This window comes from Carnobacterium jeotgali MS3 (genome assembly GCF_000745125.1).
GTDB lineage: Bacteria > Bacillota > Bacilli > Lactobacillales > Carnobacteriaceae > Carnobacterium_B > Carnobacterium_B jeotgali.
Map to the genome: position 1 here is coordinate 531,854 of NZ_JQNF01000010.1, position 26,324 is coordinate 558,177.

The following is a 26,324-nucleotide window of genomic DNA, read 5'->3' on the forward strand; positions in this document are numbered from 1 at the left end:
TTAGATTTCCCCTCCTTAATAAAAAGTAAAAATAAAAAAGGCACACCTATAGGACAGTAGTACTGTCCCACAGGTGTGCCTTTTTGGCACTACTCTGCTATCACACATGTGTGATCCGGCCGCATGAACCTCTAAGAGTTCACCGCCTGTTCAGATTTAATTGGCTCTCATTCTTAAATTAGCTATAAGAAAGAAGAGCAAGTTAAATTAGATTTATATACACTTATAATACCATTTACTAATTGAAGTATCAAATGTTAATTTGCTTTTGAGCACCATCTAAATGCAGTCTTTGCTTGATAAATCAACCATATATTCCATCAATTTTTGGCTATTATTTATAGAAAAAGAGAAAAAAATTATTAGCCCTTTTTGTTGCAGCTAATTCAGTCTAGCCATCCAACTCAATTGAATTAGAAATATAATACTGCCAGTCTCTTTTACTCGCATAATTTTTAATTTCCTTTGCTATCCCATTATCTGTAGTGTATTCAAGCAAATAGATCTCTTTTCCAGCTTCATCAAGAGTATCCAAATAATTTAAGTAATAGTCTTGATTCTCTTTGGACTGAGCAATTAGTTCATTCTTTTCAAAATCAATAGCGGAAAAGACTGTTTCTTGGTTTACACCCGTCAAGATATCATCTACCTGTTGATTTTTTTGAAAATACGCACTGACAAATTCATTTCCTCCATTAATAAGGACCGGTTTGCCATAGCTCATGAGTGTCTTTAAAATCTGTTCCACTCCAACATACGTTTCTTCTGTTGGAAATTGCCAGTATACATCTACATTGTCAATCCAAAAGCCATCGATTCCTTTATCAAGAAGTTCATTAGCTAAAGTGACTGCACTAAATTCCTGCCAGTCTTCATTGGTTACATCAACCCAATATTCTTCTTCCCAATTTTCGTAAGGCCTCAAAGTAAGATGCTGAAAGTCTTCAAAGTAAGGTCTGTAAGTCTCTAATGATCCTACATTTAAATAACTATAGACTTCTTGACCTCGATCTTGCATCTCCGCAATTTCTGATTTGGAGAGATTTTGTGCATCAATAATGGCCGTCTCGTAACCTTCACTAGCTTCGATTGCTTCACTTCCATCTAAACTCAAAAACACACCATAATCACCTGTATTTTCGTTTATATTGTTGCTTTTTTCTTCTGATTTTGCACAAGCGGTTACTCCTAAAATAGCCATTACTCCTATCAAAAAGCGTATTGCAGTAGTTTTCATATAATTGCCCCTTTATCTCATTTGCTATCTATTTAATCTAAACTAAAATCTAATTCTGGTCCTGTTGGAACGATACCGGTCGGATTAATATTTTTATGACTGCAATAATAGTGCTCTTTGATGTGTTTAAAGTTTATCGTTTCAGCTATTCCTGGCCAATTGTACAATTCTCTTGTGTAGCGCCATAAATTTTTGTAATCTGTAATGCGTTTAATATTGCATTTGAAATGACCATAATAGACACTATCAAAACGAATCAACGTCGTAAACAAGCGCCAATCTGCTTCAGTGATTTGGTCGCCTACCAAGTACCGGTTTTTACCTAACCGTTCTTCCAATTCATCAAGTGCGTCAAAAAGTTTGGCCACTTCTTCTTGATAGACCTCTTGCTTCGTCGCAAATCCTGCCTTGTATACCCCATTATTGACCGAATGATAGACTTTCTCATTAATCGCATCAATTTCAGAACGCAACTCTTCAGGATAATAATCGCCTTCTTTTGCACCTATTTCGTCAAAAGCAGAATTCAAGATGCGCATAATTTCAGCAGACTCATTGTTTACGATTTTATTTTGTTTCAAATCATATAAAACAGGTACAGTCACGCGTCCACTATACTCTGGTTCTACATGCGTATACAGTTCATAGAGAAACTTGGCATCGATCACAGGATCAGGAATCACACCTTCTTCTGGTTCAAATGTCCAACCGTTTTCGGCCATTAGAGGATTCACGACAGATACCGAAATCATTTCTTCTAATCCTTTTAATTTGCGCATAATCAATGCACGGTTTGCCCAAGGACACGCTAATGCAACGTATAAGTGATAGCGCCCTGGTTCAGCTTTAAACCCGCCTTCTCCGCTTGGACCAGCACTTCCATCTGCTGTAATCCAATTACGAAATTGCGATTCTTGCCGAATAAAACGCCCACCGTTGCCTTCTGTATCATACCATTGATCATGCCATTTGCCATCTACTAGTAATCCCATTATTATTCTCCTCTCAACTTGCACATCTCTATTTGATATTTCAACTAAACACTTCTTAAAAAAATTCATCGGTTCTTTATCTTATCGGTTAATTCGTAAAGCCATCTTTATAATCCAGGAATCGGTTCAACTAATAGAGGCTTCTTATTCAAGTCATAATAAACTACTTGTTTCGACACTAAGTCACTCGTCCAAAAAGAAACGCCAGCTTTTCCAGCTAACTCACAAAAAGTTTCAAAATCAAATTCTCCAGATTGGGCTCTTTTTACGGCTGTTTGTATAGCTTCGTACCCACTTTGTTCAGCAACTTTTTTCGGTCTCCCATTTAAGGTCAAGTCGATTGAACTTTCTTCGTCAAAATAGCGGTATAATCCCTCCGCAACTAAATAATCATAGCGTTTAATACCTAATTGTTTGAACTCTTGCATCAATTGAGCAAATCCATCCGTATTTTTTTCGGCATAAACAGCTTTTTCAATCTCTTGTTTGTCTAAACTCATCTTTAGTCTCTCCCCTTCATGAAAAGCATTTCAACTAAATAATCTTTATTTCCGACTGCTCACCTTCACTAGCAACTATTTCTTGATAGTTTGTGCCCCAATCCTTCATCGCATCTAAAATTGGTTTTAAACTATTGCCTAATTCCGTCAATGTATACTCCACACGTGGAGGGACTTCTGCAAAAATTTCACGGTCGACCAATCCATCTGCTTCCATAGACCGTAGATGAGTTGTTAAAACTTTTGCTGAAACTGTTCCGATTGCTTTTCTTAATTCGCCAAATCGTTTAGTACCATCTAGCAATTCTCTTAATATCATCACTTTCCAACGATCATTTATCAACAAAAGTGTTGTCTCTACTGGACAAGCTACTTCTTTATTACGCATAGAAATCCACTTCTTTCGCTTTAGTTACTTATTGGTTACTAGGTAACTTAAAAGTACTTACTTTACATAAGTTACCTAGAGTCCTATTATAATAGGAGAACATAAAAGAAACAAGTTAAATCATTTTACCCATAGAAAGGTTGATTAAATATGAAGTATTTGCTAACAGGAGCAACAGGAGAACTAGGTACTTATGCATTACATTATTTAAAAGAGCAAGTTGCGTTAACAGATATTGTAGCATTAGCAAGAACCGAAGCAAAAGCTGCTAAACTACGTGAACAAGGAGTTGAAGTTCGTATAGGTGACTTTGGTGACTACCCAAGTTTACTTGAGGCCTTCAAGGGCATTGATCGTTTACTCTTTATTTCCTCACAACCCGGTGCAACCGTTTCACGTGTCGAACAGCACACAAATGTTGTAAAGGCCGCTAAAGAGACTGGTATTTCATTTGTTGCCTATACAAGCTTTCCTAAAGGTCCTCAATCCCAAAGTCCTTTAGCACAAGATCATATTTTAACGGAACGTTTAATTTCTGAAGCTAACATTCCCCACACTTTTTTACGCAACAATTGGTATCTAGAAAATGAAAATGATACCTTAAATGCTGCAGCAGCTGGCCATCCGTTCACCTACTCTGCTGGAGACGGTAAAATAGGTTGGGCGCTAAAACGTGAATATGCCGAAGCTGCTATCAATGTCTTGACTGAAAAAGTAGCAACACCCGAAGTGCTTGAGTTAACTGGTAAACCTATTACTTATGCAGCATTAGCAGATGCTCTTAAAATTGCTAGTGGCAAAGCATTCGAAGTCATTGAAATGACTGATACAGATTATCAAACTGCATTAATCAGCACTGGCGTCCCTGAAGCTGTTGTAGGATTTATCTTAATGATTCAAAATGATATTCGTAATGGCGAACTAGACGTTAGTTCAAACGATTTTGAAAAGACATTAGGCAAACCATTAACACCACTTGTTACTGCTTTAAGAGAATGGTTACAAAAATAACTATATAGAGTACAAAAATAAGAACAAGCCTTTAAGGTTTGCTCTTTTTTTTTTTATTTCTGCTAATTTTACTATTCTACTACTTAACGAATGATCTATACTCAGTAATGATCTTAATTCCTGAACTTGTTCCTAAACGCTCAGCACCCGCTTCCACCATTGCTTTAGCCGTCGCAAAATCGCGTATTCCACCTGCTGCTTTCACTTTAACCTCTGTTCCAACTATCTCTTTCATGAGTTTTACATCTTCAACAGTGGCGCCACCAGTGCCAAAACCCGTTGATGTTTTGACAAAAGTTGGCTTAACTCTTTTGGCAATTTCACAGACCACAACTTTTTCTGCATTAGTCAAATAACAATTTTCTAAAATTACTTTACTTAAAACATTTTGCGCTTGGCAGACAGCTACGATTTCTTTCATTTCCTGTTCAATATAAGCGATGTTTCCGTCTTTTAACTCGCTAATATTAATTACATAATCAATTTCATCGGCGCCATTTTTAATTGCATCCGTAACTTCAAATACTTTCGTAGCAATAGTAGTCTGACCAAGTGGAAAACCGATGGCGGCTCCAACATGAACGGGACTATCTTTTAACAATGCACTGCATAAAGCAACAGGAGCTGAATTAATTGCCACCATTTTAAAACCATATTCATTCGCTTCTTGACACAATTTTTCAAATCCTTCTTTTTTTGCATCTGCTTTTAACAAAGTGTGATCTATCCTGTTTGCTAGTTCTGTTATGCTCAATTTAAAGGTCATTATTCTTCCTCCTTTTAATGAATCCGATTTCATTTTACCATAATTAACATTCTCAATTGATAACTAGTAGTAATTTAATCATTAAACCAATGGTATAACTCCAAAATTGAACATAATGTTCAGTTTACGCCATTTTTGTGAGCCAAAAGAAGAACATGAGAACCTTAATGAACGAATACCAGCCTACTTCAGTCGTTTTTCCTATATAATCTAATTATCAGATACTATAGGAGGTTTTTAAATGTTAACCATGGCTTATATCGGAAACGGAAAAAGTACGAATCGCTATCATTTACCTTTCGCATTAAAAGCAGAGCACGTTAAAGTGAAAACAATTTATTCGCGTCATGAGAATAGCGATTGGGATAAGATTCCTGGAGTCAACTACACAACGAATTTAGAGGATATTTGGAACGATCCAGAAATTCAGTTGGTAGCTATTTGCCTTCCAAATTCATTGCATTTCAAGTTTGCAAAATTATCACTAGAAAATGGGAAAAATACACTCGTTGAAAAACCTTTTACCGAAACAGCTCAAGAAGCAAGAGAACTATTTGAGTTAGCAAAATCAAAAAATTTAATCGTGCAATGTTACCAAAACAGACGCTACGATTCAGATTTCCTAACTGCTCAAAAAGTTATTGAAAGTGGCGTTATTGGTGAATTATTAGAAGTTGAAATGCACTATGATTATTTCAGACCAGAAGTTCCAGAAAACAGTACAGAATTATCAGCCGCTGGCAGTTATTTATATGGACATGGCTGTCATACAATTGATCAAGTTCTTTCTTATTTTGGAGATCCAGATTCTATTCATTATGATGTGAGACAATTATTAGGTCCGAATCGAATGAATGATTATTTTGACTTGGATTTTTACTATTCAAAAATAAAAGTATCGGTTAAATCAAGTTACTTTAGAATAAAATCACGGCCAAGTTTTGTGCTTTATGGTAAAAAAGGGATGTTTATCAAGCACGAAAAAGATCGCCAAGAAGAACACTTAAAATTATTCTATATGCCAACTAATCCTGATTTTGGAATCGATACACCAGATCATTACGGTACTGTTACCTATGTAGATGCTAATGGCCTCTATCATGAGGAGAAAGTCATTTCAGAAATTGGGGATTACAGCCGTATTTACGAAGGGTTATATGAAACTATCATCAATGGAAAAGATAAACTAGTAAAAGATGAAGAAACCATTCGTCAATTAGAAATACTTGAAGAAGGCCTGCAAAAAATCAACGCTTAATGCAGCCTAGTTATAAAAAATATAACCAAATTAAGGAAGAAGGTTTTACGATGAAACTTGCAATTATAGGTTCTGGAATGATAGTAAATGATTTTTTACCCATGGTCTCTGATATTCCGGGGATTGAGTTAGAAACAATTGTGGGAACGGATAGAAGTATTGCTAAAATGAATGATTTGAAAAAGACTTATGGCATTAACGAAGTTTCAACTAACTATGAAGAATGTCTAAAAAATGAGCGCGTCGACACCGTTTATATTGCGTTGCCAAATCATTTGCATTTCTCTTATGCCAAACAAGCCTTACTGAATAAAAAAAATGTAATCTGCGAAAAACCCTTCACTTTAAAATTATCCGAAATGCAAGAACTGAAAGAGCTAGCTTTAGCAAACCACGTCATATTGTTAGAAGCGATAACCAATCAATACTTAACCAACTATAAAAAGATAAAAGAAGCAGTAGGAACGATTGGAGATATTAAAATTATTGAATGTAATTATTCCCAATACTCTTCACGGTATGATGCTTTTAAAAGAGGCGAGATATTGCCAGCTTTCAATCCCAAAATGGGTGGCGGGGCTTTAATGGATATTAATATTTACAACATTCATTTTGTGACCGGCCTTTTTGGAGAGCCACAAAAAGTAAACTATTTGGCGAATGTTGAAAATGGAATTGATACTTCTGGTATCCTAAGCCTTGATTACGGGGATAAAAAAGTCGTCTGTATCGGTGCTAAAGATTCTACAGCTCCAATACGGACCATTATTCAAGGCAATGCAGGAGCTATTATTATTGATGGTGCTACCGGCACTCTTGACCACTTTACGGTAATCAATCGTCAGAATGAAAGCAAACTAATCGATTGTAAAGTTCATACGCACCGGATGTATGAGGAATTCCTTGAATTTGAAAGAATCATTAGAGAATCTGATTTTGAAGCGATGAAAAAACAACTTGATCATAGTGAAATGGTTATGGCTGTTGTAGATAAAAGCTTAGTCACTGCTGGTATAACCTTAGGCTAAATTTTTAAAGCGTCTCATAAAGGCTAATCGGGTACCGGATGATTAAAGTTCTTCAGTTAAGATTCCATTTTGAATGAGTGTCTGCTTTTCTTTCAAATTTTCCAAATTGCTGCTGTATTCTTTTGCATACAAAATAGAATACAGCGTGTCTAATAGATACTCAAATGCAACTTGGGATGCAAAAGTTCCGACCTTTACAAAATCATATTCTTCCTGAACGGCCACTATCGTTTTGGTAGCTAACTCGCTTAAATGAGACTCGCTATTTCCAGTAATCAAAATGGTTGGAATCTCTTTAGTAGAAAAATGTTGGAGCATCCGTTGATATTGTGGACTAGTGCCACCATAAGATAGAAATAAAGCACAATCTTTTGGGGTAAGATTAGAAGCATTCCACGCCTCATCTGCGTATTCTTCAGCGATAATAGCGAACCGATTGATTTTCACTAGTTTGTTTTGAAAACTTCTCGCTCGTATTTGTGAATCGCCACGAGAAAAGAGGAAAATGCGTTCAGCTTTGAAAAGCAGTTCTGCCACTGATTGTAGGGAATCTTCATCTAATTGATTTAATGTTTTTTTTATCGTATCAATGGTTAAATTTGCTATATTTTTAGCGATATCCATCGTTAAATCTTCTTGTTTGAATGGGAAGTTTGCGTCCACTTCGCTAGGCAAATGCAATTGGCTATAAACGACACCTGAAATAGCGTCTTTAAAACTTCTAAATCCGTCATAGCCAACTTTTTTACAGAGACGAATAATCGTTGAGTGCGAAGTATAGGTTCGTTTTGCTAGATCCTCAATGTAGATTGTAGGGATTTTAGTGATATTTCGGATAATATAATCTGCAATTCTCATTTCTGTATTTGTAAAATTCGTTTGATCTTTTAGCTTATTTAACACTTGCACCACATTAAACAACTCCTTTATACTTGATTTTATCTCAATTAGCTGCATTTTACTATCTATCCACGAGTGTAGAAGGATTTTCTATTTACAAAAGTTACCTAGAGTTCTAAACTAACTAATGGTATAAGTAGAATAAAATACGAATGGATATGAGGTATGATGAAAAAGAATGAAAAGTCGAGTCATAAAAGTTGGATAAAGAAAATAGATACAATCAGTCTGGAAGAAGTAAATAGTTCAGTAAAAGTCCCTCCCGCAAATGCTTCTTTTCTAAGAAAATTACTTGCTTTTATGGGTCCTGGTGCATTAGTAGCCGTTGGATATGTTGACCCGGGTAATTGGGCGACATCAATAGAAGGTGGATCCAAATTCGGCTATACGTTATTAAGTGTCATATTGATTGCTAGTTTAATCGCGACCTTAATGCAAGAAATGGCTGCGCGCTTAGGAATTGCCACAAGCATGGACTTAGCTCAAGCAACCAGTGCTTCCGTTGGGAAAAAACCCGCTTTCTTCTTATGGATTTTAACCGAATTTGCAATTATTGCTACGGATATTGCTGAAGTTATTGGATCTGCTATAGCTTTAAAACTACTGTTTAATATTCCCATCCTTTTAGGTGTGACCATAACAACGTTGGATGTGCTGTTACTTCTTCTATTGCAGAAACGCAATTTTCGTATTATTGAGAATATTGTCATTATCTTAATGGCTACCATATTCATCATTTTTGCATATGAAATTGTATTATCTAATCCAACTATCTCAGATTTAGTTCAAGGTTATGTTCCTAGTTCAGATATTGTTACAAACCCATCAATTCTATTTGTAGGGTTAGGAATTTTAGGCGCAACCGTTATGCCACATAATTTATATCTGCATTCCTCAATTATTCAAACGAGAAGTTATGAACGGACAGAAAAAGGAAAAAAAGAAGCGGTCAAATTTGCTCGCATCGATTCAATCTTTTCTTTGACCGTTGCTTTCTTGATTAATTCGATGATTTTAGTTTTAGGTGCATCAGCTTTTTATGGCAACGGACAAGTTGTCAGTGGTATAGAAGATGCTTATGCTTTACTTACACCCACTATCGGCGCATCTATAGCAAGCACCTTATTCGCAGTTGCCTTATTAGCTTCTGGGCAAAATTCGACTATTACCGGAACATTAAGCGGTCAAATTGTCATGGAAGGCTTTATTCATTTAAGGGTTAAACCATGGGTGCGTCGCATAATTACAAGACTACTAGCTGTGATTCCAGTATTTATTGTGACGGTTATTGCTGGAGAAAACGGAACCGCCAATCTTTTAATATTAAGCCAGGTTATTTTAAGTATGCAACTTCCCTTTGCACTTGTTCCTCTGGTTTTATTCACCAGCAATAAACAGAAAATGGGCAGTTTTGTAAACTCAACTTGGGTCAAAATAGTGGCCTGGACAGCTACAGTTGTCATTATTTGTTTAAATATATATCTAGTCATTTACACATTGACTAGCCATTAAAAGTTTTTTTGAGAGATCTTTCCCCTAGCGATTTGACTTATCTATTCGTTAGATTTGGAGTGAGTTATCTCTCATTCCAAATACAATTTCTTCAGTCTTGTTTTCTCAAAACCTCTTTCACGACTATCAAATGTATGAGATACTAAAAAGCGTGACTGAAAACGGAGGGAACAACATGATTTATATAAAAGAAGCGATCTTACACATTTTTGATTTAAACAGCAATGAACCAATTTTTTCTTTTGCTGGATTAGATCTGACGGAGAAATTCACATTTGATTATCTGCATGCCATGATCGAAAAAGTAGAAGACTCAGATAATATGAAAACGGGGGTATTAGCCGAAAGTAACCCGCTAAATCAAACCTTTTCGACTATTCAAACAGATTTTATTGAAACAACAAAGACCTTAACTGAAAAATTCTTTTCCATTACAAAACTGAATCCAGAAATACCGCCTGCTGATTTATTATTTGTCTATTTTACTTTGGATGAAGAACCTCATTTAGGACTGTTCAAATTAAATTATTCTGACAGTATCACTCATTATGTTTCATATGAAGAAGATACGCTAACAAATCAGTTGATTGTCAACCGTTCTATTTTGCCAAGCGCCCGCCAAGCGATTCAAGAAGGCATGGTGTTAAATTTAGGCAGTATGGAATACCACGTAATTGAGAAAAAACATCTGATTGCTGAATTAGAAGAAAAGATTTATTATTTCACTGAACTCTTTTTAGAAGATAAACCTCAACCAAGTCTAAAGGAAAATATCTCAATCATTAAAAAAGCCGTTCAAAAAACAAGTAAAGCTTTCGATGACGAAGAGTTCCAAGTACTGGCCGATACGAAAGATGCCCTTGTTCACAGCATGACGGAAGAAAATGTTATCGATAATCAAGTCATCGCGGATACGCTTTATGGCGATAATCAAGTGAAAAAAGAAAAGTTTTTTGAAGAAATAAAAGAATTGGGTTATGTAGACCGCGCTCCTGCTGAAGTCGCTGTAGCTGGTCCCAAATATTCAAAACAAAAATTCCGTTTAGATAATGGAATCGAACTTAGTATTCCATTAGAGCTTTATAGAGATCCAGATGTGGTTGAATTTATTAATAACCCTGATGGAACGACCTCTGTGATGATCAAAAATATTGAAAAAATAAAAAACTTGTTTTAGTGAACAAATAGGCCCCCAAAAGGTTACCTTTTGGGGGCCTATTTCGTCTATCTAGAACTTAATTCTTAAGTTATTTCTTTCTAATCTTATTGGTTTACTTTACGGATAGCTTCTTCGACTGCTGTGTTACCAGCTAAAACCTCAAACTCTTGTTTAATCGTATTATCATTGTGGAGTACAGAGATTAAGGTTTGGGCTACATCTTGACGCGGAATCTCGTTAATTTCTTGACCCATACCTACTTTTACTTGATGGGTACCCGGTTTATCCACTAAGATACCTGGATGAACAATCGTCCAATCTAATGTGGTCCGATTTTTCAACCACTCATCAGCGTAGTTTTTTGCAATCGTATAAACTTGTAACCCGTGTTCTTGAGACATAGCTTCCCGACCAGTTCGGAATGTGCTAACCATAACAAAACGCTTAATGCCTGCTTGTTCTGCAGCAGTCATGGCTTTAATTGCTCCATCTAAATCAATCAAAACAGTTTTATCATAACCACTTCCACCCGCTCCAGCACTGAAAAGAACGGCATCAGCATCTTTCATAGCTTCAGCTATCTCAGCTATTGTATTCTTAACAAGATCTAAGAGAACTGTCTCAATCCCACGTTCTTTGAAGAAATCAGCTTGCTCAGCTTTACGAATCATTGCGATTTCTTCAATAGTAGAGTCCTCTTTAACAAAATCAGCAAAATGACGGGCTACTTTCCCATTGGCACCTATAACAAAAACTTTCATTTAAAAAACTCCTTTCAATATCTAAATTTAGTATAGACCATATTTTTTATTTAAGCGATTCATTGGCTTTTAGACTAATATAAAAAGTCGAGTCTTTCTCTATTCAACTGGAATTTCTTTGATTATTTTTGCAGGAGTTCCAGCCACAATAACGTTGGCTGGCACATCTTTAGTGACTGTAGCATCCGCAGCAACAATACGATTTAATAAGTTTTTCATATCATTTCACCCACCTAATTAGTTATTTCTTGTTCATTTCATTATACTAAGCTAAACTAAATCTGACTAATACTTATGGAATATATTTAGCTATGCTTTTTATCTATATATAAGGAGTGATTGTTTTGGATTTTCGTGTATTAAATTATTTCTTAACGGTTGCACAAGAAAAAACGATTAGCAAAGCGGCAGAATCATTGCATTTAACTCAGCCTACTTTGTCAAAACAACTAAAAGATTTGGAAGAAGAATTGGGAGTACAATTATTTACGCGTGGAAATCGTGAAATCACATTGACTGAAGATGGAAAATATTTGTTAAACCGCGGCAAAGAAATTCTTTCGTTAGTAAATATCACGACTTCCAACTTATCAAGTAAAGAAACGATCAGTGGTGAGATTGTTATTGGAGGCGGCGAAACTAAAGCCATGCAAGTTATCGCTAAAAATCTACACGTTCTAACTACAGAGCATCCTGATTTGAAAATTCATTTATATAGTGGAAACGCCGATGACGTTTCCGAAAAATTAGACAAAGGAATCATCGATTTTGGCATCGTCATCGATCCAGTGGAAAAGAAAAAATATGATTATCTAAAATTGCCACAAACTGATCAATGGGGCCTTCTGGTTCGTAATGATCATCCCTATGCACAAAAGGAATTCATTTTACCTAATGACTTGAAAACACTCTCTCTTTTCGTCTCAAATCAATCATTGGTAGACGATCAAATTGGGGAATGGCTTGGAGAAAATCTCACTAGCCATCAGATTATTGGCACCTATAATCTTTTGTATAATGCTTCTATCATGGTAAAAGAAGGGTTAGGTTGCGCATTATGTCTTGCTAGTATTGTTAATACCCAAGGAACGAATCTAAACTTCGTTCCATTAAAACCTACTTTAGAAGCGAGTTTAAATATTATTTGGAAAAAGAATCAAATTCCTTCAAAAGCAGCAGCTCTATTTTTAAAAACAGTTCAAAATTCTATCATTTCCTAACAAACGAGTGCTCGCTAAGCTATTTAAGATTTATCATTTATCGATTCTAAAAACTCATGAGCCTGACAGATTACGGTATAATGAATAAAAATCACTCTTAAGGATGGTTGCCAAGATGAAACCAAATCAAGAAGAAACCCTTAACCTACTCTATAATTTAATACTCAATCCAGCAACTCGCGAATGGGAACGGTCAGTAGTATTATCGACCAAAAATGCTTTAGAAAACGGCAAAATTTTTGACGACCAGCTCTCAAAACTTGAAGCTGAGTTGCGTCCACTTGCCTTACGCAATAATTTAACGCCTGATGTGACCGATTTTTATAACAACATTACTGATAATGATCCTATTCATCCTTCATTTGATTTTGCAAAACATACCTTAGAAGATCCAGCTTATCAGGATTCTGCGGTATTTGCAGGAGGGTGTTTCTGGTGTATGGTAGAACCGTTTGAAACCCACAACGGGATTGTCTCAGTCTTATCTGGGTATACGGGTGGGCATATGGATCATCCCACTTACGATCAAGTGAGCGGCCAGTACACAGGTCATGTTGAAGCGGTTGAGATTATTTTTGATACAAGAATTATCCAGTATAAAGATTTAGTCGAACTTTATTGGCAGTTAACAGACCCTACTGATGCGTTTGGTCAATTTCAAGACCGCGGTAGTCAGTATCGTCCAATTATTTTTGTTCGTAATGAGCAGCAACGGCAAATTGCTGAAAACTCAAAACAACAGTTGATAGCCTCTGGCAAATACAAACGCCCAATCGTTACAGCAATTGAACTCACAAGCGTATTCTGGCCAGCTGAAAACTACCACCAACAGTTTTATAAAAAAAATCAAAAGAGATACAAAAGAATTGAGCGTTCTCGCCAACAATTTTTGGCTTTCCAACGGTTGCAAGGTAAAATCCAGAAGACATTCAACCGGTTTACACAATAATACTAATGAGATAGATGATTACATCGGTATTTTTCTATCTCATTGACGGCCAATTAACTATACTAACTACTTATCATCATAGAAAGGATATAAAAAGATGGAAATCGAAAATCCGCTTAACATTACAAACAGGCAAGACTTGAGAAATTAGCTTGAAGTGCATTCAACTACGGAAAGTTTTTGCTGGGTAATCGTCAGTAGGATTGAAGGAACAGCAGCTGTTCAGTACCTAGATATCGTTGAGGAAGCTTTGTGTTTTGGTTGGATTGATGGCATTAAGAAAAAAATCTCTGATACTGGATCTGCTCAAAGACTTTCTCCGAGAAAGGAAAAAAGCAATTGGACCGAATTAAATAAAGAACGCGCAAGAAGCCTCATTAAATTAGATTTGATGAATGAACCCGGCTTGAGCGTTCTCCCAGACATGCATCCTGAATCCTTTATCATCCATCAAGAGATTGAAACACGTTTAAAAGAAGATGATCAAGTTTATCAGAATTTCCTTAGCTTTCCTGAACTTTATCGAAGGATAAGAATCGATACCATCCAAGTTTATAAAATGACTCCGTTCTTTTTAATAGACGATTGGATAAGTTTATAGAAAATACCAGCGCAAATAAACTTTACGGCCAGTGGAATAACAATGGCGGTTGCTCAATTATTGATGCACAGAAACTATTAATATAAAAAAATCATGCCACCTTTTCTTTAAAAAAAGTGGCATGATTTTTTAGCAATTCCGGTTAAAATGCTTCTTTTAACGGTTGGCAAACTTCACACTTACGTTGATTTTTATTTTTAAATTTTGTAAATGACTTTTCAAACTTGTTGCCACAGGCGCATTCAAATTCTAGTTTTTGAGAAAAACCGTGATATTCAGTCGTTAGCAACTTGCTATCCGAATTCTTTTCAACAAATTCTTTAATTGAAGCAATCGTCCATTGTTTATTCATGTTCTTACACCTCCATATTTTATCGATAGACGGAGGTTTTCTTAGCATCCGTTCTAACTAAAGTCGTCATTACTTTAAGTCACTTATTATAACATGAGTCGATATTGATATCTAGCAGTAGCCGAACGCTAAACAGTTCTTATTATTTAGTGTATTATTTTTCTTCATTAAAAATGAATCGGATATCTCAAAACAAATGAATCATAAGCAGAAACAAAAAAATAGTAGCATAGATTCCACCCTCATGGTTTCTATACTGCTATTTCTACTATATTTTTGATATCTTAAAAGAATTACCTTTTATGCTTCGTATGCTTGTTGATACAATTTAATAATGTCTTCTTTTTTCCCATTCTAGGATTAGAGAATGCATTCCCGTCTTTCAGAGCATTTTCTGCCATCTTCCATCTTATCAAAGTCTTCTGGCAATGCACCAAGAGATTTGATATTTTTTTGGAATACCGACATCTTCGGAAATCCGAATCATTGCTTCGATAGCTTTGTCAGCAGCTTCCATGACTGTTAACTTTTCGATATTTCCACCTAAAAATTTTGCAATATCAGCAAAACGCTGTGGATTGCTTATGCTATTCCATTTTTCGACGGTTGGCATTAGAACAGCACAGCAAACACCATGAGGAGCATCATACTGCCCGCCTAATTGATGAGCCATTGCGTGAACGTAACCTAAGTCAGCATTATTGAAGGCCATTCCAGCTAAAATTGAGGCGTAAGACATATTTGTTCTCACTTCTATATCATGTCCATTGGCTACAGTACGTCTTAAATAGTTGGAAATTAATTTTATTCCTTGAATTGCTTGGGCGTCTGTAATAGGATTTCTATTTATTGATGCATATGACTCCACACAGTGTGTCAGTACATCCATGCCTGTTGCAGCTGTCTTGCTCTTTCCCCAACCTTTTCGACTACTCCAGGTTCAAAGAAATTCACATTAGGCATCATAAAATTATAATTTTCTTTTGACATGATCTTTACTCCGGTTGCTTTTTATTTTTTACTTATCAATGTGTAATTCTTTTAATTGCTCTTCAATTGCCTCTTGAGTAACGTCAGCTTGTAAAAGTGCTGCTGCAGTATAAGAACCTTCAACTATCGGCACATCGTAAATAGTGATGGTTTTATCACTAAGCTCTTTCACCATATCCAAATTCATCTTGGCACTGCCTAAGTCATAAAAGGCAAGTAAATTGTCCGATGGATGATTGTTGACGGCTTCAAGAATACTATCAAAACTTGTCCCGATTTCAGTCTCGGATAGGCCTCCAATCACTTCGATATTAACATCACCAGCAACTTCTTGAATTAATCGGTTGATTCCTTTTGCAATTTCATATACGTGAGAGATAATAATAATTCCAGTTGTTGTCATTGTCCAGCCTCCGCTTCTAGCATAGTATGAAATAGTAAAGCAGAAGAATAAGCACCTGGATCAATATGTCCGATAGAGCGTTCACCTACGTATGAAGCACGCCCTTTTTTAGCTTTTAATCGTTTCGTTGCTTCAACTGCCTCATCAATAATTTCGTCCGTTAATTGATCGTTTTCTACTGCCTGAACAACAGGTGCCCAAACATCGATCATTGTCTTATCGCCAACTTCGGCTTTTCCTCGTTTTTGGATACTCTCTAATCCACCTTGCAGTACTTTACTCCATGATGATCCATCTCCTTGATATGTTTTCAACATACCCATAAAAGCTGAACCATAAAGTGGACCTGACGCACCCCCGACCTTGCTTAATAAAGTGGTCGTAATTAGCTTTAAAAGCTCTTCGAGTGAATCAGGAGCTTGTGTATCGATCGCTTCGACAACATGAGCCATGCCTCGTGACATATTATTGCCATGATCGCTATCTCCAATCGGTGTATCTAGTTGCGTGAGATAGTCTTTTTCTTGTTGGATCTTCTCGTTAAATAATTCCATCCAACGAATTCCTGTTTGTATATCCATTATGGGTTTAGACCCCTTCCGTATAACCGATAATCTGTCAACCTGCTTACCAGCTTATAGTTGTAACTGGTGCGTTTAATGCTTCAATATAAAAATCATTTTCTAAATGGAGTAACGTCAATGACAATCCTTGCATTTCAAGTGACGTCATATAGTTGCCTATTTTATAATAGTCCACTGATAGTTTACGTTCATCCATAAGCTGGTGTACATCATTTGTAAAAACATATTGTTCCATTAATGGTGTTCCACCTAGTCCGTTAACGATTACCGCAAACCGGTCTGTTGCTTTTGCATCAAATTCATTGACTAATTTTGTCAATAACTCTTTTGCAAGATTGTAAGATGTTTGCAATTTTTCCCTACGATACCCTGGTTCACCGTGGATCCCTACTCCGTATTCAATCTCATCTTCAGCTAAAACAAAGCTTGGCTGAGCGCTTCCTGGTGTAGTTACGCCAGTCAGTGCGAGCCCGATGGATTTAATATTCGGCATTAAGTTGTCAGCTAATGCTTTGATTTCAGTAATCGACTTTCCTTGTTGCGCTGCGTAGCCTATTATTTTGTGAACGAGAATCGTTCCGGCTACGCCACGTTTGCCTTGCGTATATAAACTGTCTTCAACAGCGATATCATCATCTACGACAACACTTGCAACTTCTATTCCTTCCATTTCAGCCAATTCTTGAGCCATTTCGAAATTCATGATATCTCCAGAGTAATTTTTGATTACCATGAAGACACCGGCACCCTCATTGGCTACTTTAATGGCCTCTAAAATTTGATCTGGCGTTGGAGAAGTAAATACTGCTCCGCAAACAGCCGCAGACAACATACCTTCACCAACAAATCCTGCATGAGCAGGTTCATGTCCGCTTCCACCCCCAGAAATAATAGCTACTTTCCCTGATTTTGCCGATTTACGTTGGATGATACCCGTCTCTGGAATTCTTTGGATCAATTCAGAATGGCCTATGATCATGCCTTGTAGCATTTCATCAACTATATTACTCGGATCATTTACAATTTTTTTCATCAGTTCCCATCCTTTGATCTATAGTTTAAAAACTAGTTTATTTTACTGACTTACGTTTCTTGTAGTCTCGTCCGATCGCATCAGCTGCGATGATGGCTTGAGCTACACTTTCAGGTGTCACTTCAAAAGGCATAGCATGAATAGATTCTTCAGGGATACATGCTTTTTCGGCGACTTTAAGGATTTCTTCATACTTCACTTCTGCTACATCCAAGTCTGCTAGTGATACAGGTAGCCCAACAGATAAACTGAAGTCTAATAAAGCTTCAACTTCATCATTTGGTGCGTCCTCAAGGATAAGTTGGACAAATGTTGTAAAGGCTACTTGCTCCCCATGGAAGTAATTATGAGGACCATCTAAAACTGTCAAGCCATTATAAATGGCATGTGCTGCAGCTAATCCGCCTGATTCAAATCCAAGACCAGATAATAGTGTATTTGCTTCAATAATATTCTCTAACGCTGGTGTAACAACATTATTATCACAAGCAATCTTTGCATTGTAGCCATTTTCCATCACTGTTTCGTAACAAGCTCTTGCTAATGTGATAGATGCAATCGTACCTTTAGCAGGTGCTGTATCCCCTGTATGGTATCCATTCGGCAAGCCAGCGTTTACATTTGAATTTGAACGACGTGTCGCACGCGCTTCATAATAAGTAGCTAGCGAATCTCCCATGCCGGAAATTAAGAATCGAGCTGGTGCTTGAGCAATTACCGTAGTATCCATTAAGACCACGCTAGGACTTTGGATAAAATAAGCATATTCATCAAAATGATGATCTTTCGTGTATAACACTGCAGAGTGGCTAGTTGGAGCATCTGTAGCTGCAATCGTTGGGCAGACAATTAAATTATGACCATTAGCAACCGTTTTAGATGTATCAATTGCTTTTCCGCCGCCTAATCCAACGATGATATCTGTCCCTTTTTCTTTTGCTAATTTTTTAAGACGATTGACTTCTTCACGTGTCGCTTCTCCACCAAAATCTGCGAGATGTAAGGTTACGCCAAAACGTTCAGCTGTTTTATCCAATTTGTCTTGAACCCGTTCGATATCGCCTGGATTCCCAATAACTAAAGCAGATTCACCAAAGGATTTAATATAAAAACCTAAATTCAATAACTCGTTTTCTCCTTGGACATATTTTGTTGGACTAATAAATGCTTTTCTCATTTCTATTCCTCCTATTTTTTTAAATATTTGATCTATAAAATGATGAAGTACTTTCCTTAGGACTAAACAAAGCTTACCGAGTAAGCGTTATCATTTCAACAGACAAAAGATTCTCTTTGTCCGCTTCAATTACTTTTGAGTATGAAGTATAATTAAAAGTAATTGAATGTGGTAGTTAATAAGTTGTCGAAGGGGTCACAAAAATGAACCAACAAAACACAACAAAGGAAATTATTTCTTGTTCTCTTAAACATCTAGCTAATAGAAAAGCTATTGATAAGATATCGATAACAGATATAATGGATCAGACTGATTACCGTCGTCAGACTTTTTATGATCATTTTGATGACAAATACGATTTAATTACTTGGATTTTCTCACATGAAGTCACTGAATTAATTCAACTGATCATGAATTGGGGGAAATGGGAAGAAGCATTGTTCCTTCTATTGGAATACCTTGAAGAGAATAAAAAATATTACAAGAAAATTTTTTCAAATATGAAGTTGGATTCCTTTAAAGATTACTTTGAGTATTATATTAAAAAAAGTATTCAAAACATTTCGGATGATTATTTTCAAACGCATCTTGCTACTGACAACCATCAAACTTTCATCGAAGCAACGACTGACTTTTACGCTTACGGCCTATCTGAGATGCTCTACCATTGGGTGCTTGAAGACTGTGAGCCGGATAGTAAAAGCTATCATGAATTGCTTATTCAAGTAATCCACTATAAAATTTAGCCCTAAGCGATCTTAGGATAACAACAACTTTCAACAGCATGAAGATGACTGTTTTACCATGCAATCTATTTAAGGAGATCATAACTTATGGCAGAATATATTTTAGCAATTGACCAAGGGACAACCACAACGCGTGCAATTATTATTGATCGCCAAGGAAATTACATTAGCACAGCAGCACAAACTTTTGAACAGCAGATACCAAGATCCGGCTGGGTCGAACAAGATCCAAATGCCATTTGGCAGTCAGTCTGTGATGTGCTTCTTAAAGTTACAAAACATTCCGGAGTCTCATTCCATCAAATCAAAGCACTTGGCATCACAAACCAACGTGAAACGACTATTGTGTGGGATCGTAAAACTGGTCAGCCGATACACAACGCAATTGTCTGGAGTTCCAATCAATCACTAGCTATTATTAATCAACTTAAGCAAGAACACGTTGAAGACTACATCCATGAAAAGACTGGTTTAGTTCTGAGCCCTTACTTTTCTGCTAGCAAAATTCGTTGGATCCTTGATCACCATACTGGTGCACAAGAAAGAGCAGATCGTGGAGAATTAGCCTTTGGCACAGTTGATAGCTGGCTCATTTGGAATCTGACCAATGGTAAGTTGCACTGTACCGATCATACGAACGCTTCAAGGACAATGTTGTTCAATATCCATACGCTAGAATGGGATGAACAGTTACTAAGTCTGTTTAATATCCCTAAGAGCATGTTACCAAAAGTTTATCCAAGCTCTCATCTTTATGGAATAACTGACTTAGATCTTTTTGATGGCGTAAAAATTCCAATTGCTGGCGTTGCCGGAAACCAACAGGCCGCGTTATTTGGTCAATTAGCTTTTCGACCTGGCCAAGTAAAAAGTACTTATGGTCAAGGAACCTTTATCGTTATGAATACTGGCTCTGAACCAAAACTATCCGAACACAAATTGCTCACTACCATCGGATATTCACTTGACAACAAAATAACCTATGCTCTTGAAGGTTCGGCTCTTATTTCAGGTAGTGCAATTGAATGGTTAAAAGACGGCTTAAATTTATTTGAATCAATAGATGATTCAGAGTTGTTGGCTCTTGAAGCAGAGACCAATTCGGGCGTTTATGTTGTCCCAGCCTTTCGAGGAATTGGTGCACCCTATTGGGATTCAAGCGTACGAGGAGCTATTCTAGGAATTGATGAATCTACAAGCCATCAGGAATTGGTTCGAGCAACTTTAGAATCTCTTGCTTATCAAGTCAGTGATATCATCGAATTAATGGAATTAGATACCGGTATCGTAGTGGACCTTCTTCACGTTGACGGTGGAGCTGCACAAAACAATCTGTTAATCCAATTTCAAGCAGATATTCTTGGAAAAACAGTTAAACGCATCGAACGTTTAGAGACGACCGGACTAGGGGCTGCATACCTCGCCGGATTAGCTGTTGATTATTGGCGTAATCAAGATGAGCTAATTGCTTTAGTTTCTGCGGATGAACAATTTGAACCTCATATGACTATTAATGAACGGCAAGATAAACTGCACTCTTGGCATAGCGCTATTGAAGCGATACGTTATTACGCTAAATTGCTGCATGAATAATCATTATGTAATGATTAGAATAAAATAGGACATCAATAAATTTATATACCGGAAGTTAACGAGTAAACAAAAAATCTTAGTATAAAATGCACTACACTTTTTTTACCAGCCTTTTCTATTAAACTAAGAAAAGACTGGTATTTTTAATGGAGTAGAAAATCAGGTTGCGAAAAAGGAAGCGCTTTATGTTATACTGTGACTAGATTCCGATTAAAAATATGTTTTATGAAAGGAAGACAGTAATGACACTACAAGATATACAATTAGATTCACACTACCAACTTTTGATTAATGGAGAATGGACTTCTGGTACCGGAGACAAAAAAATTACTACCTATAATCCATCTAATGGAGAAAAGTTGGCAGACATTGTAAATGCCACTAACGAAGATGTTGATGCTGCAGTTGCAGCAGCTCAGGAAGCTTTTAAAACCTGGTCTCACACGTCCGTTAAAGAACGCTCCGCATTACTCCTTGAGATTGCCAATCGCATTGAGGCAGAGGCTGATCGTTTTGCTATGATCGAAACACTGGACAACGGGAAACCAATTCGGGAAACCTCTGGGGCAGACATTCCTCTAGCCATCGATCATTTCCGTTATTTTGCTGGGGTTATCCGTAGTGAAGAAGATACGGTCAAAATGATTAACGATAACACTATGTCACTTATTATCCGTGAACCACTTGGAGTTGTCGGTCAAATTGTTCCTTGGAACTTTCCTTTCCTAATGGCGGCTTGGAAACTAGCCCCAGTGATTGCAGCAGGAGATACATCTGTCTTTAAACCCTCCTCTACTACTTCTCTAAGTGTGTTAGAGCTCGGGAAAATCTTTAAAGAGGTCTTACCACCAGGAGTGATAAACATCATTACCGGAAGCGGTTCTGGAACTGGAGAATATTTGCAACACCACAAAGGCTTAGATAAACTGGCCTTTACCGGTTCAACTGAGGTAGGACGTCAAATCGGTATCTCAGCAGCAGAAAATCTTATCCCTGCTACTTTGGAATTAGGCGGCAAATCAGCTAACATCTTCTTTGATGATATGGATATGGATCAAGCACTTGAAGGCGTGCAATTAGGCATTCTTTTCAACCAAGGGCAGGTCTGCTCTGCTGGTTCTCGTATTTTTGTTCAAGAGTCCGTCTATGATGAATTCATGGAACGGTTGAAAGAGGAATTTGCTAAAGTAAAAGTAGGCATGCCTTGGGAAGAACAGACAATGATGGGTGCTCAGGTGAACGAAAAACAAATCCAAACCATTGAAGATTATGTCGCTATCGGGAAAGAAGAAGGCGCCAAAGTGATTACTGGAGGAAGCCGCTATGATGAGGGTGATTTGTCACAAGGGGCATTCTACAAACCTACGCTACTTGAAGTAACAAATGATATGCGCGTAGCACAAGAAGAAATCTTCGGCCCAGTCGGTGCAGTCATTAAATTTAAAGATGCCGATGATGTCATTGCGATGGCCAACGATAACGAATACGGATTAGCAGGAGGCGTTTGGACGACTAACTTGAATACGGCATTTAAAGTAGCTCGCGGCATTCGTACCGGGCGCGTATGGGTAAACACTTATGCTAGCTTTGAAGCTGGAGCACCATTTGGCGGTTATAAAAACTCAGGTATCGGCCGTGAGACGCATAAAATGATTCTCAACGCTTATACACAAACCAAAAACATTTATTTGAATTTAAACGAAGGCCGTCAAGGAATGTACTAATAGACAACTGAAAACCACTTGAAAATCCCTATCAACTGGGTCTTCAAGTGGTTTATTGTATTTAAGCAGTAACGGTTTGATTAGTTGTGGACATTCTTTCATAGTGCTACAGTTGGAGGAACTTACACACCGAGAGAGAGGAGTTTTTGTATGAAAGCAATCGCAATTGCAGAGTTTGGTTCAGCTGAGCAATTTAAAGAGATAGAAATGCCAAAACCTTCGATCAAAGAACATCAAGTATTGATTGAAATTCATGCTTTTTCCATTAATGCCATGGATTGGAAAAGGCGCAGCGGGAAAATGGGCAGCAAGTTGCCTCTTGTCCTTGGCGGAGATGTTGCAGGAATTGTAAGAGATGTCGGTGCAAGTGTAACCGATTTAAAACCTGGTGACCGTGTTTTTGAAAATGCTGCTAGAACCTATGCAGAGTTTATTAAAGCTCGTGCTGAAGTAACAGCGAAAATCCCTGACAACCTTCCATTTGAAGAAGCCGCTTCTATTCCTCTAACCGGCCAAGCTGGAGAAAAAATATTGATTCATGCAGGGGCAGGTGAAATAGGATAATTAGCGATTCAAATTGCCAAACACTTCAATGCCTATGTAGCAGCAACTGCGAGTGAAAAAAACCGAGAATTTTTGGCTGCTTTAAGTGTAGACCGTTTCATTGATTATAAAAATGAAGATTTCAAACAAATACTAACCGATTATGACTTAGTACTCGATCCAATTGGAGGAAAAACACAAGAAAAAAGTTTTTTCCGTGCTAAAAAAAGGCGGCCATTTAATTCTTTAGTTCAAGAACCCAATCAAGAAAAAGCCTATTCTATGGGAATCACCGGGACTTATTTTAGTATGCCTCCTACTAGCGAACGTTTGCAAAAATTAGCCAAATTGCAAGCCTCTGGAGCTATCAAACCGGTGGTCACTCAAACATATGCGCCTTCACAGAAGAAGAGCTAAGAAAAGCACATGAGCAAACAGAAACCAGCCATACCAGAGGAAAACTCGTGATCAAAATAGACTAATAGACTTTTAAAGCAATTTTTCAAAAAGGACCCTCTTTTTTTGTCATATAACAATGACAAAAAAGGAGAATCCTTTTCAATTTAACTATTTTTCTTCTTGCTCTTCTACTAATTCTTCTTCAGAGTCATAGCCTAAATCATCTAATGTTTCAGACAATTTATCAGCTGGAATAGTTTGATCTTCAGTTGGTTCCGCCGGCGTACCATGAACATTTCCATGTGCTGATTCTGCTTCATCGGAATGACCAGCCTTATGTTCGGTAGCCGCTTTATCCATATAGTTCTCTTTCAAATCTTGCGCTTTTTCTACGCCTTTTTCTTTCCATTCTTTTTCTTTTTCCATAGCCGTATCTTTTGCATCAATGAACTTACTTTTTACATCTGTACGCAATTCTTTCCCAGATTTTGGTGCAAATAATAATCCAGCTAATACACCTGCTAAAGGTAAAATAATTAATTTTGCTAATCCCATTCGTTTTGCTTTTTTGGGCATTACTTTAGCGACTCCCTTAGTCAGTTTCTTATCCATCATCATCTTTGATTTAGCTAACTGATGTGTCGATGGAAGATAATCCTTAGCCATATCAAATGCGTCATGTGCGTGATCTTTTCCCATATTAATTAATTTTGTTGTTTTCATTTTATTTGTGCCCCTTTCAATTTTTGTTTTCCTTTTCTGTGCCAACTACCTGTCGTATGACTATCTCTATAACCATCATATACCACAAAAGGCATTGTCCAAAACAAAAGGCTTTATAAAGAGCAGAAAAATTTACATTCAACTATTTGGGAAGAATTCTATTTTTTTTAGAACCTTATCCATTTACAAAAAAAAGCCAAGGTCTGCTCACAGCATCCCTTGGCTTTTTGACTAACTAAATGAAACGAGTTTTTTCTCTTCTGTACTCTCCCACTGAACGACGTCTTTTGAACGTACACGCAGAGCTTGAGAATTCCCATTTGCTTTTTCCACTGCATCTGCCACTCCATCAATAAGACTTTTTGAAGTTACGGTTGCTCCTGATATGACATCCACTTGCAATGTTTGCCCAGCAATAATTTCTTCTGGTAATCGTTTAAAAACGGAAGTACCAATAGCATCTAGCTGTTCTTGGCCGTCCAATTCTATTGCTAAAATTTTGGTATCTGAGAAGGTTACTTTCATTCCGATACCATTTCCATCATGCCCTTCAACAGAAGCTCCATAAGTTCCAGGATTGAAAGTAATTTTTGCATGTTGCAATTCTTTCAATTGTTCATATTTTTCTTCTTCCGCTTTCACATCTTTAATCATGAAATCCATCACGTCCCATAAAGGCTCAGGAATCTGCAACTGATTTTGTTCGTTGATATCTGCAAAATCTTTGATTTCTTCATTCAATTTTGCTTTTTCAACCCAATTTGGTTCAACCAAAAAGGCTTTTCCAACCGCAACTAAATCATATCCTGCATCTAGCACAGCCTCAGCATCGCTGCGCTGACCAATTCCACCTACTCCAATAAGAGCAATTTGAGCTAACTCGTCTGATTGTTGTTCGATGTATTTTTCGAGTAGCGGTTGGGTATCTTCTTTATTTATAATGGATGTTCGGTTCCAGATCCCCATCGAAACATGGAAATAGTCAGGTTTCAATTTAGCTAAACGGTTCAATAAATACATCGTATCTTCAAAGCGGATTCCTGGCTCTTCAATTTCTTCCGGAGAGAATCGATAACCCACAATAAAGTTTACGGCTTGTTGTTTCTTAGCTTCTTCTTGTACAGCTTTCATCACAGCCTCAGGAAATTTAGCACGTGCTTCACGGCTGCCGCCCCATTTATCTTCGCGGCGGTTAGAATGAGGAGAGAAAAATTGTTGAATCAGGTACGTATTGGCACCATGAATTTCAACTCCATCGAATCCAGCTTCAATCGCACGTCTAGTAGCGTCTGCAAAATTTTGAATCATTTTATCAATACCCACCGGCATCATTTGACGCGGTGTAACAGCTTCTGGTCGCAATGCTGCTACGGGACTAGCTGAAATTGGTGCAGCTCCGCCATTCAGTTCTGGAGCTGCCATCCGTCCAGCATGGTAAATTTGTAAAATAGCTTTAGAGCCTTTTTCTTTAATCGCATTAGCGAGTTTACGCAATTCCTTCACTTGAGAATCTTTATTGTTGCCTAATGCTCCTGCAAAGCCTCGCCCTTTATCTTCCACAAATGAACTTTCTACAATAATTGCGCCCGCTTCTCCAGATCGATGAGCATAATAATCGATTATTTCTTGTGTGGCCGTGCCGTCAAAGTAAGCTGCTTGAATAGTCATTGGTGCCATCATGATGCGATTTTTTAGTACTACTCCTGGTTTAATTTCTATTTCCTCGAATAATTTTCTTGGCATATTGGTAGTCCTCTCCAGCAATTTAATGTAAG

General features: G+C 37.2%; 27 protein-coding genes, 2 pseudogenes and 1 riboswitch. Of the genes and pseudogenes, 13 read left to right on the forward strand and 16 right to left on the reverse strand.

The genetic code is table 11. From position 1 onward, the window contains the following. Nucleotides 1–60 precede the first annotated feature (60 nt). A riboswitch (NiCo riboswitch) is annotated at nucleotides 61–164 on the reverse strand. Between the two features lie 227 nt (nucleotides 165–391). From BP18_RS10085 to BP18_RS10100, 4 genes are all read right to left on the reverse strand, one after another. Next, nucleotides 392–1,237, reverse strand: a complete 846-nt coding sequence (locus BP18_RS10085; RefSeq protein WP_013711901.1) for an endo alpha-1,4 polygalactosaminidase — start codon at nucleotides 1,235–1,237, stop codon at nucleotides 392–394. Between the two features lie 32 nt (nucleotides 1,238–1,269). After that, entirely contained in the window at nucleotides 1,270–2,229 is a 960-nt protein-coding gene (locus BP18_RS10090) for a glutathione S-transferase family protein (protein ID WP_007722097.1), read from the reverse strand. A gap of 107 nt (nucleotides 2,230–2,336) precedes the next feature. Further along, the gene (locus BP18_RS10095) at nucleotides 2,337–2,729 is read right to left on the reverse strand and encodes a DUF1398 family protein (RefSeq protein ID WP_007722100.1); all 393 of its coding nucleotides are present in this window, start codon (nucleotides 2,727–2,729) and stop codon (nucleotides 2,337–2,339) included. 34 nt (nucleotides 2,730–2,763) lie between these two features. Beyond that, the gene (locus tag BP18_RS10100) at nucleotides 2,764–3,117 is read right to left on the reverse strand and encodes a winged helix-turn-helix transcriptional regulator (RefSeq protein ID WP_013711902.1); all 354 of its coding nucleotides are present in this window, start codon (nucleotides 3,115–3,117) and stop codon (nucleotides 2,764–2,766) included. A gap of 150 nt (nucleotides 3,118–3,267) precedes the next feature. Between BP18_RS10100 and BP18_RS10105 the strand changes: the two genes are divergently transcribed. After that, entirely contained in the window at nucleotides 3,268–4,128 is an 861-nt protein-coding gene (locus BP18_RS10105) for an SDR family oxidoreductase (protein ID WP_029277774.1), read from the forward strand. Between the two features lie 79 nt (nucleotides 4,129–4,207). Here BP18_RS10105 and deoC read toward each other — a convergent pair whose 3' ends face one another. After that, nucleotides 4,208–4,894, reverse strand: coding sequence for a deoxyribose-phosphate aldolase (gene deoC / locus BP18_RS10110; protein ID WP_007722103.1), 687 nt, complete (start codon nucleotides 4,892–4,894; stop codon nucleotides 4,208–4,210). 241 nt (nucleotides 4,895–5,135) lie between these two features. On the opposite strand from deoC, the gene BP18_RS10115 reads away from it, so the two are divergent. Both BP18_RS10115 and BP18_RS10120 read left to right on the forward strand, forming a co-directional pair. Continuing rightward, a complete protein-coding gene (locus BP18_RS10115; protein ID WP_029277776.1) occupies nucleotides 5,136–6,152 on the forward strand; it encodes a Gfo/Idh/MocA family oxidoreductase in 1,017 nt (338 codons plus the stop codon). Nucleotides 6,153–6,202: 50 nt separating this feature from the next. After that, entirely contained in the window at nucleotides 6,203–7,180 is a 978-nt protein-coding gene (locus BP18_RS10120; protein WP_035050694.1) for a Gfo/Idh/MocA family protein, read from the forward strand. Between the two features lie 42 nt (nucleotides 7,181–7,222). Here BP18_RS10120 and BP18_RS10125 read toward each other — a convergent pair whose 3' ends face one another. Further along, nucleotides 7,223–8,089 carry a MurR/RpiR family transcriptional regulator gene (locus BP18_RS10125; RefSeq protein ID WP_029277778.1) on the reverse strand — a complete coding sequence of 289 codons (867 nt, stop codon included), beginning with the start codon at nucleotides 8,087–8,089 and terminating at the stop codon, nucleotides 7,223–7,225. 156 nt (nucleotides 8,090–8,245) lie between these two features. Here BP18_RS10125 and BP18_RS10130 point away from each other — a divergent pair, with 156 nt between their 5' ends. Together BP18_RS10130 and BP18_RS10135 are read left to right on the forward strand one after the other, a co-directional pair. Next, nucleotides 8,246–9,592: an Nramp family divalent metal transporter gene (locus BP18_RS10130; RefSeq protein ID WP_029277780.1), complete on the forward strand. Its 1,347-nt coding sequence runs from the start codon at nucleotides 8,246–8,248 to the stop codon at nucleotides 9,590–9,592. 175 nt (nucleotides 9,593–9,767) lie between these two features. Beyond that, complete coding sequence (locus tag BP18_RS10135; protein WP_029277781.1) at nucleotides 9,768–10,769, forward strand: nucleoid-associated protein; 1,002 nt, start codon at nucleotides 9,768–9,770, stop codon at nucleotides 10,767–10,769. An 86-nt stretch (nucleotides 10,770–10,855) separates the two neighbouring features. Here BP18_RS10135 and BP18_RS10140 read toward each other — a convergent pair whose 3' ends face one another. Further along, the gene (locus tag BP18_RS10140) at nucleotides 10,856–11,512 is read right to left on the reverse strand and encodes an SDR family oxidoreductase (protein WP_029277783.1); all 657 of its coding nucleotides are present in this window, start codon (nucleotides 11,510–11,512) and stop codon (nucleotides 10,856–10,858) included. A 99-nt stretch (nucleotides 11,513–11,611) separates the two neighbouring features. Beyond that, a pseudogene (locus BP18_RS12465) lies at nucleotides 11,612–11,716 on the reverse strand (sugar O-acetyltransferase); the annotation flags it as partial. Nucleotides 11,717–11,856: 140 nt separating this feature from the next. Between BP18_RS12465 and BP18_RS10145 the strand changes: the two are divergent. From BP18_RS10145 to BP18_RS10155, 3 genes are all read left to right on the forward strand, one after another. Beyond that, nucleotides 11,857–12,732: a LysR family transcriptional regulator gene (locus BP18_RS10145; RefSeq protein WP_029277785.1), complete on the forward strand. Its 876-nt coding sequence runs from the start codon at nucleotides 11,857–11,859 to the stop codon at nucleotides 12,730–12,732. Between the two features lie 115 nt (nucleotides 12,733–12,847). Beyond that, entirely contained in the window at nucleotides 12,848–13,681 is an 834-nt protein-coding gene (gene msrA, locus BP18_RS10150; RefSeq protein WP_035050607.1) for a peptide-methionine (S)-S-oxide reductase MsrA, read from the forward strand. Nucleotides 13,682–13,838: 157 nt separating this feature from the next. Further along, the gene (locus BP18_RS10155) at nucleotides 13,839–14,282 is read left to right on the forward strand and encodes a YdeI/OmpD-associated family protein (protein ID WP_331279862.1); all 444 of its coding nucleotides are present in this window, start codon (nucleotides 13,839–13,841) and stop codon (nucleotides 14,280–14,282) included. Between the two features lie 142 nt (nucleotides 14,283–14,424). Here BP18_RS10155 and BP18_RS10160 read toward each other — a convergent pair whose 3' ends face one another. The 6 genes and pseudogenes from BP18_RS10160 to BP18_RS10185 form a co-directional block, all read right to left on the reverse strand. Beyond that, on the reverse strand, nucleotides 14,425–14,634 hold the full coding sequence (locus tag BP18_RS10160; RefSeq protein ID WP_029277787.1) for a hypothetical protein: 210 nt from the start codon (nucleotides 14,632–14,634) through the stop codon (nucleotides 14,425–14,427). A 300-nt stretch (nucleotides 14,635–14,934) separates the two neighbouring features. Next, a pseudogene (locus BP18_RS12735) lies at nucleotides 14,935–15,544 on the reverse strand (iron-containing alcohol dehydrogenase); the annotation flags it as partial. A gap of 108 nt (nucleotides 15,545–15,652) precedes the next feature. Further along, nucleotides 15,653–16,027: a dihydroxyacetone kinase phosphoryl donor subunit DhaM gene (gene dhaM, locus BP18_RS12740; RefSeq protein WP_029277788.1), complete on the reverse strand. Its 375-nt coding sequence runs from the start codon at nucleotides 16,025–16,027 to the stop codon at nucleotides 15,653–15,655. After that, the gene (gene dhaL, locus BP18_RS10175; protein ID WP_029277790.1) at nucleotides 16,024–16,608 is read right to left on the reverse strand and encodes a dihydroxyacetone kinase subunit DhaL; all 585 of its coding nucleotides are present in this window, start codon (nucleotides 16,606–16,608) and stop codon (nucleotides 16,024–16,026) included. Before dhaL ends, dhaM begins: the two co-directional genes overlap by 4 nt. A 46-nt stretch (nucleotides 16,609–16,654) precedes the next feature. Further along, on the reverse strand, nucleotides 16,655–17,644 hold the full coding sequence (gene dhaK, locus BP18_RS10180) for a dihydroxyacetone kinase subunit DhaK (RefSeq protein WP_029277792.1): 990 nt from the start codon (nucleotides 17,642–17,644) through the stop codon (nucleotides 16,655–16,657). A gap of 37 nt (nucleotides 17,645–17,681) precedes the next feature. Further along, entirely contained in the window at nucleotides 17,682–18,821 is a 1,140-nt protein-coding gene (locus tag BP18_RS10185; protein WP_029277794.1) for a glycerol dehydrogenase, read from the reverse strand. Nucleotides 18,822–19,024: 203 nt separating this feature from the next. Between BP18_RS10185 and dhaS the strand changes: the two genes are divergently transcribed. The 5 genes from dhaS (at nucleotide 19,025) to BP18_RS12350 (ending at nucleotide 23,844) form a co-directional block, all read left to right on the forward strand. Then, nucleotides 19,025–19,567 (forward strand): dihydroxyacetone kinase transcriptional activator DhaS, encoded by a 543-nt coding sequence (gene dhaS, locus BP18_RS12340; protein ID WP_051669249.1) that lies wholly within the window; start codon nucleotides 19,025–19,027, stop codon nucleotides 19,565–19,567. An 87-nt stretch (nucleotides 19,568–19,654) separates the two neighbouring features. Next, the gene (gene glpK / locus BP18_RS10195) at nucleotides 19,655–21,160 is read left to right on the forward strand and encodes a glycerol kinase GlpK (protein ID WP_029277797.1); all 1,506 of its coding nucleotides are present in this window, start codon (nucleotides 19,655–19,657) and stop codon (nucleotides 21,158–21,160) included. 242 nt (nucleotides 21,161–21,402) lie between these two features. Beyond that, nucleotides 21,403–22,884, forward strand: coding sequence for an aldehyde dehydrogenase family protein (locus tag BP18_RS10200; protein ID WP_029277799.1), 1,482 nt, complete (start codon nucleotides 21,403–21,405; stop codon nucleotides 22,882–22,884). Nucleotides 22,885–23,034: 150 nt separating this feature from the next. Then, nucleotides 23,035–23,448, forward strand: a complete 414-nt coding sequence (locus tag BP18_RS12345) for an alcohol dehydrogenase catalytic domain-containing protein (RefSeq protein WP_051669250.1) — start codon at nucleotides 23,035–23,037, stop codon at nucleotides 23,446–23,448. 72 nt (nucleotides 23,449–23,520) lie between these two features. Then, a complete protein-coding gene (locus BP18_RS12350; RefSeq protein WP_051669251.1) occupies nucleotides 23,521–23,844 on the forward strand; it encodes a zinc-binding dehydrogenase in 324 nt (107 codons plus the stop codon). Between the two features lie 150 nt (nucleotides 23,845–23,994). Here BP18_RS12350 and BP18_RS12355 read toward each other — a convergent pair whose 3' ends face one another. Together BP18_RS12355 and BP18_RS10220 are read right to left on the reverse strand one after the other, a co-directional pair. Further along, a complete protein-coding gene (locus tag BP18_RS12355; RefSeq protein ID WP_029277801.1) occupies nucleotides 23,995–24,549 on the reverse strand; it encodes a YtxH domain-containing protein in 555 nt (184 codons plus the stop codon). Nucleotides 24,550–24,780: 231 nt separating this feature from the next. Beyond that, a complete protein-coding gene (locus tag BP18_RS10220) occupies nucleotides 24,781–26,292 on the reverse strand; it encodes an oxidoreductase (protein ID WP_051669252.1) in 1,512 nt (503 codons plus the stop codon). Nucleotides 26,293–26,324 lie beyond the last annotated feature (32 nt).

What these genes read in the sequence shown, in the direction of transcription:
- BP18_RS10085 (WP_013711901.1), bottom strand. Translation starts at nt 1,237, where the DNA reads ATGAAAACTACTGCAATACGCTTTTTGATAGGAGTAATGGCTATTTTA.
- BP18_RS10090 (WP_007722097.1), bottom strand. Translation starts at nt 2,229, where the DNA reads ATGGGATTACTAGTAGATGGCAAATGGCATGATCAATGGTATGATACA.
- BP18_RS10095 (WP_007722100.1), bottom strand. Translation starts at nt 2,729, where the DNA reads ATGAGTTTAGACAAACAAGAGATTGAAAAAGCTGTTTATGCCGAAAAA.
- BP18_RS10100 (WP_013711902.1), bottom strand. Translation starts at nt 3,117, where the DNA reads ATGCGTAATAAAGAAGTAGCTTGTCCAGTAGAGACAACACTTTTGTTG.
- BP18_RS10105 (WP_029277774.1), top strand. Translation starts at nt 3,268, where the DNA reads ATGAAGTATTTGCTAACAGGAGCAACAGGAGAACTAGGTACTTATGCA.
- deoC (WP_007722103.1), bottom strand. Translation starts at nt 4,894, where the DNA reads ATGACCTTTAAATTGAGCATAACAGAACTAGCAAACAGGATAGATCAC.
- BP18_RS10115 (WP_029277776.1), top strand. Translation starts at nt 5,136, where the DNA reads ATGTTAACCATGGCTTATATCGGAAACGGAAAAAGTACGAATCGCTAT.
- BP18_RS10120 (WP_035050694.1), top strand. Translation starts at nt 6,203, where the DNA reads ATGAAACTTGCAATTATAGGTTCTGGAATGATAGTAAATGATTTTTTA.
- BP18_RS10130 (WP_029277780.1), top strand. Translation starts at nt 8,246, where the DNA reads ATGATGAAAAAGAATGAAAAGTCGAGTCATAAAAGTTGGATAAAGAAA.
- BP18_RS10135 (WP_029277781.1), top strand. Translation starts at nt 9,768, where the DNA reads ATGATTTATATAAAAGAAGCGATCTTACACATTTTTGATTTAAACAGC.
- BP18_RS10140 (WP_029277783.1), bottom strand. Translation starts at nt 11,512, where the DNA reads ATGAAAGTTTTTGTTATAGGTGCCAATGGGAAAGTAGCCCGTCATTTT.
- msrA (WP_035050607.1), top strand. Translation starts at nt 12,848, where the DNA reads ATGAAACCAAATCAAGAAGAAACCCTTAACCTACTCTATAATTTAATA.
- BP18_RS10160 (WP_029277787.1), bottom strand. Translation starts at nt 14,634, where the DNA reads ATGAATAAACAATGGACGATTGCTTCAATTAAAGAATTTGTTGAAAAG.
- dhaM (WP_029277788.1), bottom strand. Translation starts at nt 16,027, where the DNA reads ATGACAACAACTGGAATTATTATTATCTCTCACGTATATGAAATTGCA.
- dhaL (WP_029277790.1), bottom strand. Translation starts at nt 16,608, where the DNA reads ATGGATATACAAACAGGAATTCGTTGGATGGAATTATTTAACGAGAAG.
- dhaK (WP_029277792.1), bottom strand. Translation starts at nt 17,644, where the DNA reads ATGAAAAAAATTGTAAATGATCCGAGTAATATAGTTGATGAAATGCTA.
- BP18_RS10185 (WP_029277794.1), bottom strand. Translation starts at nt 18,821, where the DNA reads ATGAGAAAAGCATTTATTAGTCCAACAAAATATGTCCAAGGAGAAAAC.
- dhaS (WP_051669249.1), top strand. Translation starts at nt 19,025, where the DNA reads ATGAACCAACAAAACACAACAAAGGAAATTATTTCTTGTTCTCTTAAA.
- glpK (WP_029277797.1), top strand. Translation starts at nt 19,655, where the DNA reads ATGGCAGAATATATTTTAGCAATTGACCAAGGGACAACCACAACGCGT.
- BP18_RS10200 (WP_029277799.1), top strand. Translation starts at nt 21,403, where the DNA reads ATGACACTACAAGATATACAATTAGATTCACACTACCAACTTTTGATT.
- BP18_RS12345 (WP_051669250.1), top strand. Translation starts at nt 23,035, where the DNA reads ATGAAAGCAATCGCAATTGCAGAGTTTGGTTCAGCTGAGCAATTTAAA.
- BP18_RS12355 (WP_029277801.1), bottom strand. Translation starts at nt 24,549, where the DNA reads ATGAAAACAACAAAATTAATTAATATGGGAAAAGATCACGCACATGAC.
- BP18_RS10220 (WP_051669252.1), bottom strand. Translation starts at nt 26,292, where the DNA reads ATGCCAAGAAAATTATTCGAGGAAATAGAAATTAAACCAGGAGTAGTA.